Genomic DNA, 14,371 nt, shown 5'->3' with positions numbered 1-14,371 from the left:
CGGCTGATGCAGGGCGACGCGACGGAACTGGCGGCAGCGATCAGGCACGGCAGCTTGAGCGCTGCAGAAGCGATGCAGATTTCCCTCGACGCCGCCGCGCGGCATGCGCCGCTCGGCGCGATCGCCTATCTCGACGCCGCTATGGGTGTCGCCGCAGCGCAGGCCTGCGACCGGGAGCGGCAGCGCGCGCCCGAGCATTTTTCGGCGCGGCCCTTTGCCGGCGTGCCGGCCTTGGCGAAGGATCTTGGCGGTCCCTTCCGCGGACTGCCGGCAATCGCCGGTTCCCGCCTCTTCGAGAGAAAGGGCGGCGACGCCGATTCCGATCTCGCTTCGCGGTTCCGCGAGGCCGGCTTCTGTCTGTTCGGCCTGACGACGAGCCCGGAATTCGGCCTTTCGCTTGCCAGCGAACCGGCGATCGGACCTGTCTGTCGCAACCCGCTCGATCCGGCCCGCACCGCCGGCGGCTCGTCGGGCGGTGCGGCGGCAGCCGTTGCCGCCGGGATCGTGGCGATTGCCCATGCCACTGACGCCGGCGGCTCGATCCGCGTGCCTGCCGCCTGTTGCGGTCTCGTCGGAATGAAGCCGACCCGTGGCGCCATCCCCGGCGGACCTTCTTTCGGCAATCACCTTGCTGGAATCGCGAGCGAACTGGCGGTCTGCCGCTCGGTGCGGGATACGGCGCTGATTTTTGATCGGCTGAGCGGCAATGCACGCGGACCCGTTCCGGATCCCTCTCCCGCCGATGTCGACACCGGCCGTTTGCGGATCGGCCTGTTGACCGACACCGGACAGGCCTATCCGACCGAGGATCGCCGCCTTGCAGCCGTCGCGGACGCCGCACGTGTGCTCCAAAAGGACGGGCACATCATCTTTCCCTTGGCCTGGGCCGATTTGGAATGGAGCGTCGCTGCCAGCAGCCGTGCCTTTGCCGATATCGTTTCCGTCAACCTCGCCGCGCTCATCGAGGCGGCAGCCCTTGAGGAAAGCAGGGCCGAGCCCCTTACGCAGGCTTTCGCGATACGCGGGCGAGCGCTCACGGCCACCGAACTCTGGAAAACGCTGAACGATGCGGTGCTGGTGAGCCACGCTGTCTGGGCGCTGTTCGACAAGGTCGATTGCATTCTCATGCCGATGCTCGCCTCCGCGCCTCTTGCGATCGGCTCCTTTCCGTCCGATCATGCCGACACCGGTCTGCATCTGGAGCGAATGACTGCGTTTGCGCCGCTTGCCTGCCTTGCCAATGTTTCGGGTTTTCCTGCTTTGACGCTGCCTTTCGGACAGGATGAGCACGCCATGCCGCTGCCGGTGCAACTCATGATGCCGATGGGTCACGAGCCGCGGCTTCTGTCGCTGGCGGCCCGCCTGGAGGCGGAGGGGCGGTGGCAGCACCGTTTTCCGGTGGCGGGGTTGCCGTCATGACCGAGCCTGTTCTCGAAATTGTCGGTGTCAGCAAACGTTTCGGCGCCAATCTTGCCAATGACGATATTTCCATGACGCTGGCCAAAGGCGAGGTCGTCGCTCTGCTCGGCGAGAACGGCGCGGGCAAGACCACGCTGATGAGCATCCTTTTCGGCCACTACGTGCCTGATGCCGGCCGAATTCTGATCGACGGCGCCGAGTTGCCGCAGGGCAAGCCGCGCGCGGCGATCCGCGCCGGAGTCGGCATGGTGCATCAGCATTTCTCGCTCGCGCCCAATCTGACCGTTCTCGAAAACGTCATGACCGGCACGGAAGGACTTTGGTCCTGGCGATCGGCAACATCGGCGGCGCGCAAGAAACTCATGGCGATTTCGGAGCGCTTCGGCCTGCAAGTCGATCCGGATGCCCGTCTCGGCGACCTTTCGGTCGGCGAGCAGCAAAGAGTGGAAATCCTCAAGGCGCTCTACAATGATGCCCGCATCCTGATCCTCGACGAGCCGACGGCGGTACTGACCAACATCGAAGCCGAGCGGCTGTTCACGACGCTGAAGGAAATGGCCCGCCAAGGCCTGTCGCTGATCTTCATCTCGCATAAGCTCGACGAGGTGATGGCGGCGGCTGACCGCATCGTCGTGCTGCGCGCAGGCAAGATGGTCGCCGAGCGCCGGGCGTCGGAAACCAGCAAGGCGGAACTCGCCGAGTTGATGGTCGGGCACCGTGTGATGCGGCCCGTGCGCGAACCATCGACACCCGGCGCCGTTGCACTCGAGGCTTCAGGCGTGACCGTACGAGTCGGCGGCATCGATCGCCTCAAATCGATCAGCTTCCGGCTGCATCAGGGCGAGATCCTCGGCATTATCGGCGTTTCCGGCAACGGCCAGGCGGCATTGGCGCATCTTCTTTCCGGCACGCTGGCGCGCGGCGGCGGCGACCTCAGACTGTTCGGCGAAGTGATCGGCGATCTTGGCGTCGCCGATGTCGTCGAAGCCGGCATCGGCCGCATTCCCGAGGACCGCAGCCATGAGGGCGTGATCGGGGAAATGGCGATCTGGGAAAACGCCGTGCTGGAGCGGATTGCCTCGCCGGCCTTCTCGCGCCACGGACTCGTCAACCGGAAGGCCGGCATGGCCTTCGCGCGCGAGATCATTGATGGCTTCGACGTTCGCGGCGGCGGCCCGGGGATCCGCACGCGGCTGCTCTCCGGCGGCAATATGCAAAAGCTCATACTCGGGCGCAGTCTCTATCGGCGGCCGCGCATTCTGATTGCCGCCCAGCCTGCCCGCGGCCTCGATGAAGGGGCCGTGGCCGCCGTACATGCGCGCCTGCTCGAAGCCCGCCGGCAGGGGACTGCGGTGCTGCTGATCTCGGAGGATCTTGACGAGGTGATCGCGCTCGCAGACCGCATACAGGCGATCGTCGGCGGCCGGCTGTCGCCGCCCGTCGACGCCAATGGCGCCGACGCCCGCAGGCTGGGGCTGATGATGGCCGGGGAATGGCAAGAGACCCGCGAGGCCGGCCATGCGATTTGAGCGCCGCGAACACCGCCCGCTTTACCTGCTGATCGTCACGCCCGTTATCGCCGTCATCGCGGCGCTTGCGCTGGCGGGCATCCTGATCTCGATCGCCGGCGCGCCTGTTCTCGATGCCTATTGGCGCATCCTCACCGGCGCCTTCGGCTCGCGGCTTTCGGCGACCGAAACGCTGACACGGGCAACGCCGCTGATGCTGACCGGACTTGCCGCTGCCGTCGCCTTCCGCGCGCGGCTGTGGAATATTGGCGCCGAGGGCCAGTTCTATCTCGGCGCCATCGCCGTTGCGGCGGCAAGCTCGAAACTGCTCGGCGCTCTTCCGGCACCCATTCTGATTCCACTCCTGCTGCTGATTGGTGCGATCGCCGGCATGGTGCTGATTTTGCTCCCGCTGTGGCTGAGACTGCGCTTTTCCGTCGATGAGGTCGTCACCAGCCTGCTTATGAATTTCATCGCCGTGCTTTTCGTCTCGATGCTGATCGATGGCGTCCTCAAGGATCCGCTCGCCTTCGGCTGGCCGCAGTCGCAATCCGTCAGCGATCATGCCATGCTGCCGAAGCTGATCGCCCGTTCGCGCCTGCATATCGGTTTGGCGATCGCGATCGCCCTGGCGGTCCTCGTCCACTTCGTCCAGTCCCGCACGGTGTTCGGCATGCAGTCGCGCGCCGCGGGCCTCAATCCCGCCGGTGCCGTTTTTGCTGGTGTGCCGCTCGGAAGAACACTGGTGAAGGTTGCCTGTCTCTCCGGTGGGCTTGCAGGGCTTGCGGGAGCAATCGAAGTGATGGGCGTCAAGGGTTACGTGACGACCGACCTGTCGCCCGGCTTCGGCTACGCCGGCATCGTGGTGGCGATGCTTGCCAACCTCAATCCGCTCGGCGTCGTCTTCGCCGCCATTTTCACGGCCACGATGTTCGTCGGCGCCGACGGCATGAGCCGGGGTCTCGGCATCCCGACCTATATTGCCGACGTCACGGTGGCGCTGTCGCTCCTGACGATGCTGATCGCATTGTTCTTCACCCAATACAGGATAAGGCGATGACGCAGTTGTTCGATATCATCGCCTCCGCCGGGCTCTGGGCGGCAATCCTGCGCATCGCCACGCCGCTGATTTTCGGCACGCTCGGAGCCCTGCTCTGCGAACGAGCCGGCGTGCTCAACCTCGGCATCGAAGGCATCATGACCTTTGGCGCGATGATCGGCTGGCTTTCCGTCTACCATGGTGCCGATCTCTGGACCGGCCTGCTGATTGCCGCGGTTGCCGGCGGCTTCTTCGGCCTGCTGCACGCGTCGCTGACGGTGACGCTCGGGCTCTCCCAGCATGTCTCCGGTCTCGGCGTCACGCTCTTTGCCTCCAGCTTCAGCTATTATGTCTTCCGGCTGATCGTGCCGCTTGCCAATACGCCCCCCACCATTGTGCCGTTCCAGCCGATCGCCATCCCCGATCTCTCGACGCTGCCTTTCATCGGTCCGGCCTTCTTTACGCAGACGGCGCCGACCTATCTTGCGATCGTGATTGCTCTACTGATGGCCTACATCATCTTCCGAACTCCTGTAGGGCTCGCGATCCGCATGACCGGTGAAAATCCGCATGCGGCGGAAGCCCAGGGCGTCAATCCGATGAAGGTGCGATATGGTGCAGTCATCATCGGCAGCGCGCTGATGGGAATGGGCGGCGCCTTCCTGACATTGTCGGCGTTCAATAGCTTCTTCCCGACCATGGTGCAGGGGCGCGGCTGGATCTGCATTGCGCTTGTCGTGTTCGCCTCCTGGCGGCCGGGCCGCGCGCTGTTCGGGGCCCTGCTCTTCGCCTTCTTCGATGCCTTTCAGCTTCGGCTGCAAACTGCGTTAAGCGGACTTGTACCCTATCAGCTCTTCCTGATGACGCCCTATATCCTTTCCATTGCGGCTCTCGCCATCATGGCCCGCCGCGCCCGCGTCCCGCAGGCGCTGATGCAGCCCTATCGTCGCGGTGAGCGGTGAAGCCGCCTTTTCCAAACGAGGTTCCGATGTTTGATCTGATCGTCAGAAACGCAAATCTCCCTGATGGCCGAACCGGCATCGACATCGGCATTGAGGGCGACAGGATCATTGCCGTCGAGCGCAATCTGCAGGCGCAGGCGCCAGAGGAAATCGACGCAACCGGCAGGCTGGTCAGCCCGCCTTTCGTCGATCCGCACTTTCATATGGACGCCACGCTATCGCTCGGGCTGCCGCGGATGAACGTGTCAGGTACGCTGCTGGAGGGCATCGCGCTCTGGGGGGAACTACGCCCGATCGTGACGAAGGAGGAATTGGTCGACCGCGCGCTGCGCTATTGCGATCTGGCGGTGACGCAGGGCCTGCTCTTCATCCGCAGCCATGTCGATACCAGTGATCCCAGACTGGTGACCGTCGAGGCGATGATAGAGGTGCGCGAAAGGGTCGCGCCCTATATCGATCTGCAATTGGTCGCCTTTCCCCAGGACGGCTATTACCGCTCGCCGGGGGCGATCGACGCGCTCAACCGCGCGCTCGACATGGGCGTCGATATCGTCGGCGGCATTCCTCACTTCGAACGGACGATGGGCGACGGCACGGAGTCGGTGGAGGCGCTCTGCCGCATCGCCGCCGAGCGCGGCCTGCCAGTCGACATGCATTGCGATGAAACCGATGATCCGCTCTCGCGCCATATCGAGACGCTGGCCGCGCAAACCATCCGCTTCGGCCTGCAGGGGCGTGTCGCCGGCTCGCATCTGACCTCGATGCATTCGATGGACAATTATTATGTTTCCAAGCTCATCCCGCTGATGGCGGAGGCGGAGATCAACGTGATCCCCAATCCGCTGATCAACATCATGCTGCAGGCCCGGCACGACACCTATCCGAAACGCCGCGGCATGACCCGCGTCCGCGAGCTGATGGATGCCGGACTGAATGTCTCCTTCGGGCACGATTGCGTCATGGATCCGTGGTATTCGATGGGGTCCGGCGACATGCTGGAGGTCGGCCACATGGCAATCCATGTCGCCCAAATGGCCGGCATTGACGACAAGAAGAGGACCTTCGACGCCCTGACCGTCAATTCGGCGAAGACGATGGGGGTTTCAGGTTACGGCCTGGAAAAGGGATGCAACGCCGACCTCATCATTCTCCAGGCGCGCGACACGCTGGAAGCGCTGCGGCTGAAGCCGAACCGGCTGGCGGTCATCCGCCGCGGCAGGGTCATCGCCCGCTCGGCGCCGCGCATCGGCGAGCTTTTCCTGGACGGGCGCCCGGCACGGATCGACGGCGGCCTGGATTACGCACCTCACTATTAAAACAAAAGGGCCGCAAGCCGCGACCCTCTTCAATCCGCCTTGGCCTGGAGCTTATTCCTTCGAGGCCTCGTAGAGCGCCTTGGTTTCGGCGTTCATCGGGTAGAGGCCGGGCAGCGGCACGCCGTCCTCGATCCTGGTCATGATCCAGGCCTCCATGCGCTCCTGTTCCGGCGCTTCGGCAAGCACCGCGTCGAGCAGATCGGCCGGGATCAGCACGGCGCCGTCCTGGTCGACGACGATGATGTCGTCAGGAAAGACCGCCACGCCGCCGCAGCCGATCGGCTGCTGCCAGGCGACGAAGGTGAGGCCGGCCACCGAGGGCGGCGCGGAAACGCCGCGGCACCAGACCGGAAGATTGGTGTCGAGCACGCCGGGAAGGTCGCGCACGACGCCGTCGGTGACGAGGGCGGCGACGCCCCGCTTCTGCATGCGGGCGCAGAGGATATCGCCGAATATGCCGGCATCGGTCACGCCCATCGCATCGACGACGGCAACGCAGCCTTCCGGCATCGCCTCGATCGCGGCGCGCGTCGAGATCGGCGAAGCCCAGGATGCCGGCGTCGCCAGATCTTCGCGGGCAGGCACGAAGCGCAGCGTGAAGGCGGGGCCGACGATGCGCGGCTGGCCGGGCTTTAAGGGAACGGCGCCGCGGATCCAGACATTCCGCAGCCCCTTCTTCAGGAGAACGGTCGTCAGTGTCGCCGTCGAGACGGTCTTGAGGGTTGCTATCGCTTCAGAAGTAAGGGCCATCGGTTCTTCGGTCCAATCCGGTTGTTTCTGTCAGATGCTCTGGATCATGCCGCCATCGACGCGGATCACCGAGCCGGTGAGATAGGAGGCAGCTTCGCTCGCCAGGAAGGTGACGACATTGCCATATTCCTCCGGCCGGCCATAACGGCCGAGCGGGATGCTGCCGGTGCTTTCGGCGACGACGTCATCGATGGGGCGGTTTTCACGCTTGGCCTTCTGTTCGTCGAGGAAGGTGATGCGGCCGGTGGCAATGCGGCCCGGCAGGACGATGTTGACGGTGATCCCGTCGCGCCCGACCTCGCGCGCCAGCGTTTTCGACCAGCCCACCAGCGACAGGCGCAACGCGTTCGAAATGCCGAGATTGGGGATCGGCGCGACCACGCCCGATGAGGTCGAGGTGACGATGCGGCCCCATTTGCGCGCCCGCATCTCAGGCAGCACGCGATCGGTGATTGATATGACCGAGAGCACCATGCTCTGGAAATGCTGGCTCCAGACCGCGGGGGCCTGGCCGGAGACGGTGGTCGGCGGCGGGCCGCCTGTATTGTTGACGAGGATGTCGACCGGTCCGAACTGGCGCTCGATCGCAGCGACATGCGCCTCGATCGAGCCGAGGTCGGAAAGATCCCACTGTAGCGCCAGAGCCCTGCCGCCTTCCGATGTGATCGCGGCCACGGTCTTTTCGGCAGCGGAGAGGTCGATATCCGCCGCGGCAATTCTGGCGCCTTCGCGCGCAAGCTCGGCGGCAATTGCGCTGCCCAGTCCGCCGCCGGCGCCGAGCACCAGGGCCGTTTTGTCCTTCAGGCCGAAATCCATTCCGCTCGTGTCCTCACATGGTCGTGCCATCTTTCGGAGCATCGGACTGTAAATAAAATATCGCTTTTGCTTGGTTCAAGAGATAGAAAAACTATCGATGGACACACGTTTTCTCGAAACCTTCATCGTGGTCGCCGAGCGGCACTCGCTGGCGGAGGCGGCCCAGCGGCTGAACCTCACGCCGGCCGCAGTTGCCCAGCGCATCCGCGCCCTGGAGGCCGAGCTTGGGGTGCGGCTGCTGGTGCGCTCCGGCCGCGTCATGCGACCGACGGAGGCGGGTTTTGCCATTCTCGAACGCTGCAGGGATCTGGTGCGCGATACACGCGACCTGAAGGCGATGGCCGGCACCGTGACAATTTCGGGCGAGATGCGGATCGGCGCGATCAACACGGCGCTGACGGGCATTGTTCCCGACATTCTCCACCGCCTCGCCGAGGAGTATCCGCTGATCGAGATCTTCATCAAACCGGGCGCTTCGATGGATCTCTATACCGAGGTTCTGAACGGCATGCTCGATGCAGCCCTCATCATCGAACCGCGATTTCCAATGCAGAAGACGCTGACCTTCAACACGCTACGCCGGGAACCTTTGGTGCTGATCGCGCCGCGAGACTGCGCGGGCGCGGATCCGCTCGAGCTCCTAAAGACGATGCCGTTCATCCGCTACGACCGCAACCAGTGGGGCGGCCACATCGCCGACGAATATCTGCGCGAGATCGGCATCCGTCCGGTCGAGCGTTATGAGCTCGACGCACTGGAGGCGATCGCGGTGATGGTCAATCGCGGTCTTGGGATCTCGATCGTGCCGGATTGGGCGCCGCCGTGGCCGGCCGGGCTCGATATCGTCAAGCTGCCCCTTCCCCGTGCCTCTGCCGTACGGACAGTCGGCATCGTCGCGGCATGCGCTTCGCCGCGCGCTAATCTTGTCGCCGCACTTCTGGAAACCAGCCGTGCGGCGATGGGACCCTGATTGCCTGCATCACATGCCGGCTGTGGCGCCGGCACGCGTGGCTTCAGGCGATCTTCTGGCGGGCCGGCAGCTTCCAGCCGGGTCGGACGAAATGGCAGGTATAGCCGTTCGGGATGCGCTCCAGATAGTCCTGATGCTCGGGCTCGGCCTCCCAGAAATCGCTGGCCGGCACGACTTCGGTGACGACCTTGCCGGGCCACAGCCCGGATGCGTCGACATCGGCGATCGTATCCCTGGCGACCTGCTCCTGCTCGGGGCTGGTATAGAAGATCGCCGAACGATAGCTCGTGCCGACGTCGTTGCCCTGCCGGTTGCGCGTGCTGGGGTCATGGATCTGGAAGAAGAATTCGAGAATGTCCCGATAGCTGATCTTGGCGGGGTCGAAGATGATTTCGATGGCCTCGGCATGGGTTCCGTGGTTGCGGTAGGTGGCATTCGGCACGTCGCCGCCGGTATAGCCGACACGGGTCGAAATCACGCCCTTATAGCGGCGGATGAGGTCCTGCATGCCCCAGAAGCAGCCGCCGGCGAGCACTGCACGTTCTTCGGTCATTGGGTGTCTCCTTGTTTGCCCAGAGATAGTGTCTCGCGCCGCCGATTTCCATAAGACAGAAACAAGCACAGCTGTGCAATTTCTCTACAAACATGCCCGCTCCTGTCATGTCGATGTTACCTGCCGGCGTTAGCAAAGCCTTGGACAATCCCGCGGAGGCAAAGCCTCGACACCTGATGGAGATGGGTTATGAATAGACGTGAATTTCTGATCACATCCTCGGCCGCGGCCGGTCTTCTGGCTCTTCCGCGTTTCGCATCGGCCGCGGCCGGCACGATCGACCTCTACAGCGGCTCGGATGCCAATATCGTCGACCTCTGGAACAACATCATCCGCCCCGCCTTTCAAAAGGCGTACCCTGACGTCGCCCTGAAAGTGACTGACGCCGGCGACAATAACGGCCTGCGCGCCATCGCCGACCGCGCGCTCGCGGCGCTGAAGACGAAGACCGATCCGCAGGCCGACCTCTTCGAGCAATTCGATCCGCGTCTGCCGTCCGGCGGCATCGATGCCGGCCTCTGGGTCAAATTCTCCGCCGAGAATATCGAAGGCTACGATCGCATCAACCCGCTCGCCCTCGACACTCCTTATTCGCTTCCCTATCGCGGTTCGCAGGTGCTTCTCGCCTACGACACGGCCAGACTCGACCCGAAGAATGCGCCGAAGAGCTGGGAGCAGCTGACCGCGTGGATCAAGGCGAACCCGGGCCAGTTCATCTACAACAGGCCCGACAAGGGCGGCTCGGGCGGCAACTTCGTCCGCCGCGCGATCCACGAAGTGAACGGCCGTGATCCGAAGAAGTTCAAAGTCGACAATTTCACCGCAGACCTCGCCACCGAGGCGCTGACGCCGGCCTGGAAGATCCTCAGCGATCTCGCCCCCTCGCTCTACGACAAGGGTGCTTATACCGCCGGCAATACCCAATCGATCCAGCTGCTCGCCCAGGGCGTCGTCACCATGGTGCCGGTCTGGTCGGACCAGGTGCTGCAGGCGATTGCGCAGGGCGTGCTGCCGGACACGACCGGCCTGGTGCAGCTCGGCGATCTCGCCCTTTGCGGCGGTTTCTCCAGCATCACGGTCTTCTCGAACGGCGCCAACAAGGACGCGGCCCTGAAACTTGCCGCATTCATGCTGACGAAGGAAGTGCAGGAAGCGATCATCACTCAGATCGGCGGCTTCCCCGCCGTCTCCTGGGACCACATCTCCGACGATCTGCGCAAGAAATATGCCGACGTCATTCCGTCGACCATCCCGACCTTCCCGAGCGGCGATTGGGAAAAGGCGATCAATGACGGCTGGTATCGCAACGTCGCGCCGAGCATCAGCCGCACCTGATGTCCGCCGCCGATGCTGCGCCGGCGGCCCTTAGCCGTCACCGGTCCATCAACAGGGGGAGCTCGATCGGGCTCCTCCTGGTTGCCATGCCGGTGTTCCTGCTCGCATGGCTGATCATCTTCCCGATCTTCTCGGCGGTTGTCGACACGATCCTCGTTCTGGGTCCTGACGGCGCGACCGAGGTCTCGCTCGCCTCCTGTCGTTTTTTCTTCACCGATCGCTATAGCCTCGGCAATCTATGGCTGACGCTCTGGACCACCGCCGTCTGCGGTGGTCTGCTGCTGGCGATCGGCCTTCCGATCGCGCTTTACCTCAGGTTTTCACAAGGGCAGCTCGCCGCCTATGTGCAGGCTCTGGCGATCTTTCCGATGTTCGTGCCGTCGATCATCCTCGCCTATGCGCTGATCAGAACGATCGGGCCGAACGGCACGGTCGACCTGCTGCTGAACGCCGTCGGCCTGCCCAAGCTGCGCACGCCCTATCTGACGCCCTGGGGCCCAGTCATCGGCCTCGTCTGGGACAATCTTCCGCTCACTGTGCTGATGCTGACGGCCGGGCTTTCCTCCGTCTCGAACAGCGCCATCGAGGCCGCGCGCGACGTCGGCGCAAGGCCGCTTCGGGTCTTCGTCTCGATCATCCTGCCGCGCATGGGCAATTCCCTGCTGGTTACTGCCTCCTTCGCCGTGCTCGGCATCTTCTCCGCTTTCACCCTTCCCTATGTGCTCGGCCCCGCATCACCTGAGATGATGGGGCCGTTCATGCAGCGCACTTTCGCCGACATGAACGACCCGTTGAACGCGATGACCCAAGCCGTCATCACGTTCGGCTTCTGCCTGCTCTTCGGTATCTTCTATGTCCGGTCGATCGCAAAGAACCGCGAGGCACGCGCATGAGAACGGCCAAACCGGGCATCGCGCTCCGCTTCGATTGGGTCGGCCTCGTCTTTGCATGCCTGCTGACCCTGTTCATCGCGCTGCCGCTCATCGTCGTCGGCACATGGGCCTTTACGGAGGTCTGGCGTTATCCTTCGGTCATCCCGCAGCAGTTCGGCCTGCGCTTCTGGGGTCAGACGCTGGCGCGTCCGGATGTCTGGGACGCGCTGCTCCTCAGCCTGCGCCTGACGACCACGGTGACCATTCTTTCCGCCATCATCTGCCTTCCTGCGGCTTACGCCTTCGCGCGCATGCGCTTTCCCGGCAGGGACATTCTGTTCCTCTCGTTCCTCGCATCGCATGCCTTTCCGAAATTTGGCTTGCTCGTCGCCATTGCCGGCATTTTCCTGCAGCTCGGCCTGATCAGCACCTTCTGGGGCGTCGTGCTGATCCAGCTCGTCGGCACGCTGATGCTGATGATCTGGATTCCGGTGGCGGCCTTTCAAAATGTCGACCGGCGCATGGAGGAGGCGGCGCGCGACGCGGGCGCCACGCCGCTGCGCGTCTTCTGGTCGATCACGCTGCCGCAGGCCGCACCGACGATATCAGCCGCACTGCTCCTGACCTTCGTCGGCACCTTCTACGAGACCGAAGGCGCCTGGTTGATCGGCGCGCCTCAGGTCCGCACGATGCCGGTGCTGATGATCAGCTTCATCAACAATCAGATCGTCGTGCAATACGGCGCGGTGCTCTCGGTCATGCTGTGGGTGCCGTCCTTCATCGCGCTGATGTTTGCGCGCCGCGTGGTCGGCACCGGCGCCTTTGCGAGAGGTTTTGGCGCGTGAGGCGCCGCGCGTCAAAACAGGGAAGGATTTGAGCATGGCACATCTGGCGATCGAAGGCGTTTCGAAGCTGTTCGGGACCACATTTGCCGTTCGCGACTTCTCCCTGGAAGTCGGCGACGGCGAACTCGTCTGCCTGCTCGGCCCATCCGGCTCCGGCAAGTCGACGCTTCTGAGGATGATCGGCGGCTTCGAGCGGCCGAGCGGCGGAACGATCCGCATCGATGCCAGTGACGTAACGAGCCTGCCGCCCGAGCGACGCCCGACGGGAATGGTGTTCCAGAGCCATGCCCTCTGGACACATATGGATGTCTTCAACAACATCGCCTTCGGCTTGAAGCTCCCCCGGCTGCCGAAATCCGAAATCCGTGAGCGCGTCGAGAACGCTTTGACGCTGGTCGGCCTTGGCGATTACGGGCGCCGGATGACGACGCAATTGTCGGGTGGGCAGCAGCAGCGCGTGGCGCTTGCCCGCTCGCTGGTGCTCGAGCCCAAGGTCCTTCTGCTCGACGAGCCCTTCGCCAGCCTCGATCAGCACCTGCGCGAAAGGCTCAGGGAGGAAGTGCGCGATATCCAGCAGCGCCTCGGCATCACCACGCTCTTCGTCACCCACGGCCAGGACGAGGCCTTGGCGCTTGCCGACCGCATTGTTGTCATGCGCGACGGACGCACCGAGCAGATCGCGCCGCCGAGCATCATATATCGGCAGCCACAGACGGCCTTCGTCGCCGGGTTCATCGGCTCGATGAATTTCGTCCAGAGCCGCGCCAGGAACGGCGTCTGCGAACATCCGCTCTTTCCACTTGCTGTTCCGGTCGAAGACGGGCCGGTGACGCTGGCCGCCCGTCCGGAAGCGCTGACGATTCAACTCTCGGACCGGCCGGATGCCGGGACCGTCCATCGTATCGTCGATTTCGGCACCCACAAGATGGTCGATGTCGATCTTGCCGATGGCAGCCGCCTGAAAGCCATGGTGGCGCCGGACGACCGCGTCCGGACCGGGATGAGGGTTGAGCCGGGCTTCGGGAGCTTTTTCGTCTTCCGCGACAATGCGCTCGTTCATCAGTCGACACCGGTTAAAGACGCTGCGGAGGCTGGGCGTCTCTTGCCGGTTTAAGACAATCACGCCGTCGTCAGAAAGCCTTGCTTGAGCCAGGGATGCAATGCCTTGCTGGCGGCGAGTATATCGCCCTTGCCGTCGACCTCGGCGCCGGAAAAACGCGTGACGATGCCGCCCGCCTCCTCGACCATCAGCGCCGAGGCGCCGAAATCATGGATCGAAAGCCCATCCTCGAAGAAGCCGTCCAGCCGGCCGCAGGCGACATAGGCGATCGACAAAGCCGCCGAGCCGAGACGGCGCACACCGGCCGTGTTGGCCATCAGACGCTTGATCGCGTTGAAATAGGTTTCTTCCGCCACCGCCTTGACCTGGCCAGGGATCGGCAGCCCGGCACCGATGAGCACGTTTTCGATATCGCCGACAGCGGCGCAGCGGATGCGCTCGCCATCAAGATAGGCGCCGCAGCCGTGCTCGGCGCTGAACAGCTCGTCCTGCATGGCGTCATAGACGACGCCGGCCACCAGCCTGCCGCCTTCGGCGATCGCGATCGTCATGCCGAAATGCGGGACGCCCCAGGCGTAATTGGTGGTGCCGTCGATCGGGTCGATGTAGATGGTCGGCATGTCCGGCCCGGCCGTGCGGTTGCCGACGGCTTCCTCGCCCTGGATCGCGTAATCAGGAAAGGCCCTGGTCATTTCGTCGACGATGATCCGCTCGACGGCGACATCGATCTCGGTCTGATAGTCGCGCGGCGCCTTGGCCAGCATTTCCGCCGATGTCCGCCGCCGAAGCGAGGCGCGGGCGGTTTCGCCCGCTTTCAAGACGGCTTCGGCGAGAACGACGAGGCGGGGCGACGCGGTCGGCGAAAGACGCGCGGATACCGGGGAGGATGCCATGTGAAGATCCGGATGCTGCAGATGTTACGTAAG

At 64.0% G+C, this 14,371-nt stretch carries 14 protein-coding genes; 10 read left to right on the top strand and 4 right to left on the bottom strand.

The window, feature by feature from the left end; genetic code table 11:
* The first annotated feature begins 6 nt into the window (after nucleotides 1–6).
* Genes A7X77_RS23710 through A7X77_RS23690 form a run of 5 tightly spaced genes read left to right on the top strand, consistent with a single transcriptional unit; the run spans nucleotide 7 to nucleotide 6,244 of the window.
* The gene (locus A7X77_RS23710; RefSeq protein ID WP_064685286.1) at nucleotides 7–1,419 is read left to right on the top strand and encodes an amidase; all 1,413 of its coding nucleotides are present in this window, start codon (nucleotides 7–9) and stop codon (nucleotides 1,417–1,419) included.
* Nucleotides 1,416–2,948, top strand: coding sequence for an ABC transporter ATP-binding protein (locus A7X77_RS23705; protein WP_064685342.1), 1,533 nt, complete (start codon nucleotides 1,416–1,418; stop codon nucleotides 2,946–2,948). The genes A7X77_RS23710 and A7X77_RS23705 overlap by 4 nt, the downstream gene beginning before the upstream one ends.
* Complete coding sequence (locus A7X77_RS23700) at nucleotides 2,938–3,987, top strand: ABC transporter permease (RefSeq protein ID WP_064685285.1); 1,050 nt, start codon at nucleotides 2,938–2,940, stop codon at nucleotides 3,985–3,987. Before A7X77_RS23705 ends, A7X77_RS23700 begins: the two co-directional genes overlap by 11 nt.
* Entirely contained in the window at nucleotides 3,984–4,928 is a 945-nt protein-coding gene (locus A7X77_RS23695) for an ABC transporter permease (RefSeq protein WP_064685284.1), read from the top strand. The genes A7X77_RS23700 and A7X77_RS23695 overlap by 4 nt, the downstream gene beginning before the upstream one ends.
* A gap of 26 nt (nucleotides 4,929–4,954) precedes the next feature.
* Complete coding sequence (locus A7X77_RS23690) at nucleotides 4,955–6,244, top strand: amidohydrolase family protein (RefSeq protein WP_064685283.1); 1,290 nt, start codon at nucleotides 4,955–4,957, stop codon at nucleotides 6,242–6,244.
* A gap of 51 nt (nucleotides 6,245–6,295) precedes the next feature.
* Here the strand turns inward: A7X77_RS23690 and A7X77_RS23685 are convergent, their stop codons facing one another.
* Nucleotides 6,296–6,994, bottom strand: a complete 699-nt coding sequence (locus A7X77_RS23685) for a ribonuclease activity regulator RraA (protein ID WP_064685282.1) — start codon at nucleotides 6,992–6,994, stop codon at nucleotides 6,296–6,298.
* Between the two features lie 30 nt (nucleotides 6,995–7,024).
* Entirely contained in the window at nucleotides 7,025–7,810 is a 786-nt protein-coding gene (locus A7X77_RS23680) for an SDR family oxidoreductase (RefSeq protein WP_064685281.1), read from the bottom strand.
* Between the two features lie 97 nt (nucleotides 7,811–7,907).
* Here A7X77_RS23680 and A7X77_RS23675 point away from each other — a divergent pair, with 97 nt between their 5' ends.
* On the top strand, nucleotides 7,908–8,780 hold the full coding sequence (locus A7X77_RS23675; RefSeq protein WP_064685280.1) for a LysR family transcriptional regulator: 873 nt from the start codon (nucleotides 7,908–7,910) through the stop codon (nucleotides 8,778–8,780).
* Nucleotides 8,781–8,823: 43 nt separating this feature from the next.
* Here A7X77_RS23675 and msrA read toward each other — a convergent pair whose 3' ends face one another.
* A complete protein-coding gene (gene msrA / locus A7X77_RS23670; protein WP_064685279.1) occupies nucleotides 8,824–9,333 on the bottom strand; it encodes a peptide-methionine (S)-S-oxide reductase MsrA in 510 nt (169 codons plus the stop codon).
* Between the two features lie 189 nt (nucleotides 9,334–9,522).
* Between msrA and A7X77_RS23665 the strand changes: the two genes are divergently transcribed.
* From A7X77_RS23665 to A7X77_RS23650, 4 genes are read left to right on the top strand one after another with little or no spacing between them, the layout of a single operon-like run.
* A complete protein-coding gene (locus A7X77_RS23665) occupies nucleotides 9,523–10,668 on the top strand; it encodes an extracellular solute-binding protein (protein ID WP_064685278.1) in 1,146 nt (381 codons plus the stop codon).
* Complete coding sequence (locus tag A7X77_RS23660) at nucleotides 10,668–11,561, top strand: ABC transporter permease (protein ID WP_064685277.1); 894 nt, start codon at nucleotides 10,668–10,670, stop codon at nucleotides 11,559–11,561. The genes A7X77_RS23665 and A7X77_RS23660 overlap by 1 nt, the downstream gene beginning before the upstream one ends.
* Nucleotides 11,558–12,385 carry an ABC transporter permease gene (locus A7X77_RS23655; RefSeq protein WP_064685276.1) on the top strand — a complete coding sequence of 276 codons (828 nt, stop codon included), beginning with the start codon at nucleotides 11,558–11,560 and terminating at the stop codon, nucleotides 12,383–12,385. Before A7X77_RS23660 ends, A7X77_RS23655 begins: the two co-directional genes overlap by 4 nt.
* Before the next feature lie 34 nt (nucleotides 12,386–12,419).
* Nucleotides 12,420–13,499: an ABC transporter ATP-binding protein gene (locus A7X77_RS23650; protein ID WP_064685275.1), complete on the top strand. Its 1,080-nt coding sequence runs from the start codon at nucleotides 12,420–12,422 to the stop codon at nucleotides 13,497–13,499.
* Nucleotides 13,500–13,504: 5 nt separating this feature from the next.
* Here the strand turns inward: A7X77_RS23650 and A7X77_RS23645 are convergent, their stop codons facing one another.
* A complete protein-coding gene (locus A7X77_RS23645; RefSeq protein WP_064685274.1) occupies nucleotides 13,505–14,338 on the bottom strand; it encodes an inositol monophosphatase family protein in 834 nt (277 codons plus the stop codon).
* Nucleotides 14,339–14,371 lie beyond the last annotated feature (33 nt).

The organism is Rhizobium bangladeshense (genome assembly GCF_001662075.1).
Taxonomy (GTDB): Bacteria; Pseudomonadota; Alphaproteobacteria; order Rhizobiales; family Rhizobiaceae; genus Rhizobium; species Rhizobium bangladeshense_B.
This window is presented reverse-complemented; position numbering and strand designations above follow the sequence as displayed.

Coding starts and splice junctions, on each gene's coding strand:
- A7X77_RS23675 (WP_064685280.1), top strand. CDS start 7,908: ATGGACACACGTTTTCTCGAAACCTTCATCGTGGTCGCCGAGCGGCAC.
- A7X77_RS23655 (WP_064685276.1), top strand. CDS start 11,558: ATGAGAACGGCCAAACCGGGCATCGCGCTCCGCTTCGATTGGGTCGGC.
- A7X77_RS23685 (WP_064685282.1), bottom strand. CDS start 6,994: ATGGCCCTTACTTCTGAAGCGATAGCAACCCTCAAGACCGTCTCGACG.
- A7X77_RS23645 (WP_064685274.1), bottom strand. CDS start 14,338: ATGGCATCCTCCCCGGTATCCGCGCGTCTTTCGCCGACCGCGTCGCCC.
- A7X77_RS23705 (WP_064685342.1), top strand. CDS start 1,416: ATGACCGAGCCTGTTCTCGAAATTGTCGGTGTCAGCAAACGTTTCGGC.
- A7X77_RS23650 (WP_064685275.1), top strand. CDS start 12,420: ATGGCACATCTGGCGATCGAAGGCGTTTCGAAGCTGTTCGGGACCACA.
- A7X77_RS23660 (WP_064685277.1), top strand. CDS start 10,668: ATGTCCGCCGCCGATGCTGCGCCGGCGGCCCTTAGCCGTCACCGGTCC.
- A7X77_RS23665 (WP_064685278.1), top strand. CDS start 9,523: ATGAATAGACGTGAATTTCTGATCACATCCTCGGCCGCGGCCGGTCTT.
- A7X77_RS23695 (WP_064685284.1), top strand. CDS start 3,984: ATGACGCAGTTGTTCGATATCATCGCCTCCGCCGGGCTCTGGGCGGCA.
- A7X77_RS23700 (WP_064685285.1), top strand. CDS start 2,938: ATGCGATTTGAGCGCCGCGAACACCGCCCGCTTTACCTGCTGATCGTC.
- A7X77_RS23680 (WP_064685281.1), bottom strand. CDS start 7,810: ATGGATTTCGGCCTGAAGGACAAAACGGCCCTGGTGCTCGGCGCCGGC.
- msrA (WP_064685279.1), bottom strand. CDS start 9,333: ATGACCGAAGAACGTGCAGTGCTCGCCGGCGGCTGCTTCTGGGGCATG.
- A7X77_RS23690 (WP_064685283.1), top strand. CDS start 4,955: ATGTTTGATCTGATCGTCAGAAACGCAAATCTCCCTGATGGCCGAACC.
- A7X77_RS23710 (WP_064685286.1), top strand. CDS start 7: ATGCAGGGCGACGCGACGGAACTGGCGGCAGCGATCAGGCACGGCAGC.